The sequence below is a fragment of the Gilliamella sp. Pas-s27 genome, from assembly GCF_009795865.1.
Classification (GTDB): Bacteria; Pseudomonadota; Gammaproteobacteria; order Enterobacterales; family Orbaceae; genus Gilliamella.
The window spans coordinates 1-1,950 of record NZ_WTEW01000070.1; the positions used below are offsets into that span (position 1 = coordinate 1).

Annotated in this window: 1 protein-coding gene; it reads right to left on the minus strand. The window is 31.0% G+C overall.

Features of this window, described 5'->3' with window-relative positions; translation table 11 throughout:
- Positions 1-1,384, minus strand: a 1,384-nt coding sequence (locus GQ589_RS11630; protein ID WP_160426394.1) for a sulfatase-like hydrolase/transferase, incomplete at its 3' end; no start/stop codon positions are given.
- Positions 1,385-1,950: the final 566 nt, after the last annotated feature.

Consider the following 1,950-nt stretch of genomic DNA (forward strand, 5'->3'; position numbering starts at 1 on the left):
TGGTTGACATAAACATAAAAGGAATGAGAAACTGATCAACATTATCTCCTATGCCATGCCCAACATTGACAATTTCGCCGTGATCCGAGGTGTAAATCATTGTATAGTTATCACTGTATTTATTGATAACATCATACAATGCCTTAACTGCACGATCAGTATGATGAATAGTTAGATCATATTCTTCAGCATCAGGTAAAGCCTGTTTATCAATTTCATCATAACCGCCTTTATAAGGTTTATGGCTACCACTTAAATGAACAAAAATAAATTTTTTCGGAGAATGATCTTTTTGTAGCGTTTCTTCTAATAATAAACTTAAAGTAGTATCAAGACGATCCTCACTAAAAGACACAACATCACTTTTACGTGCAATAAAACCAAATTTAGTATTAAATGTCCCTTTAATTGCTTGCCCAGCCGATGCTAACCAATAGGTTTTGTAATGATTGGATTTAGCCATTTCAATAATTGATTTATTATTAAATAAATTATCATCACTTTCAGGTGTATTAAATGAAAGTGTCATTGGAATAGAATCAAGAGTAAAGGCAGCAGCTGAATGGCTATTTGGAATAATACACCCTTTATTTTGTCTAAAAATTTTGGTCATAAAAGGCGTAGTTTGCTTATGATAGCCATAGGAACTATAGCGGTTTACGAAAGAGGATTCACCCATGATAAATACGATCAGGTCATTATCAGTTTTATTAGGCGGTAAAAGAACAGCCTCATTAAATTTTTCAATTTCATGAGTATTTGAATAAATATCTGTTGAAGCATAACTAACCAAAATATAGGATAAATCACCTAATACAGCCGAATAGCATTTACGCAGTGCACTGGCAGCAGGTTTATAGTAGCCTCGCTCAAGATCAGCTTTCATTACTGTGTAATTTGCCAAAAAATAAATAAAAAGCAATAAAAAAATAACATAAAGGGTTACGGGAATAAAAAGTCTAAATTTAATACAAACGAATTTTTTAAGAATCAATAAAATAAGAAAAGTCGCAATAAATGCAGGGCCTATTATAATTAAAGTCTGCTTAGCCATTGATAGTGCTTCGTAAGAATTAGTCTCGACAATAGAATCAAGTACGCCTTCTGATATCATTTCTCCATAAAAAACAAAATAGCTGATTTCAGATAAAAAAAGAAATAATAATAAAGAACCAAAAGCGACAACAAGTTTACGACAACTACAAATACAATTATGTACAATCATAATAAAAAATAAAGTGGTTATTGCGGTTGTATAAAAACCAAAATTCTTTAAAACAGACTCATATCTATAATAACAGTAAGACCAAACGATGCTGAAAGATGTATAAACCAATAACAGCAACATTACTGGTGGAACTTTCTTTATTCTGCATAATTTCATAAATATTCTTTCATCCTTACTTTGATTATTTTTTGTTAAAAGTGACATTTTTCTTGTCACTATATTTAATTATTAATCAATTTGCAAATTAACATTGGGTAACTTTGTTAAGTTGTTGGCCAAATTTGCCATTACTTATGACTATTTTTATCTTTACTACCCAAGTCACAAAGTGCATTCGAATGTCTTTAAGTTGAAATGGGGCATTTAGCCCCATTTAATTTTGTATAAAATTGATAGTATATTCCTAAGTCATTACTCAACGTATAACAAGTAACAACTTAATGTTTGTTAAGAATTTCTGAAAAAGGTCTGACAGTACGATTAGGCATAAATACGCGATCATTATTTTTTTCTTTATCAAGGATAGTCTGATCAACTTCATAACCCAGAAAATTAGATAAAATATATTTACATCATCAATCCACTTAAATAGCCAGTTTCTTCACGAAACGACTCAATATACTGGCAGTTATAGCGTGGATTGGTTGACATAAACATAAAAGGAATGAGAAACTGATCAACATTATCTCCTATGCCATGCCCAACATTGACAATTTCGCCGT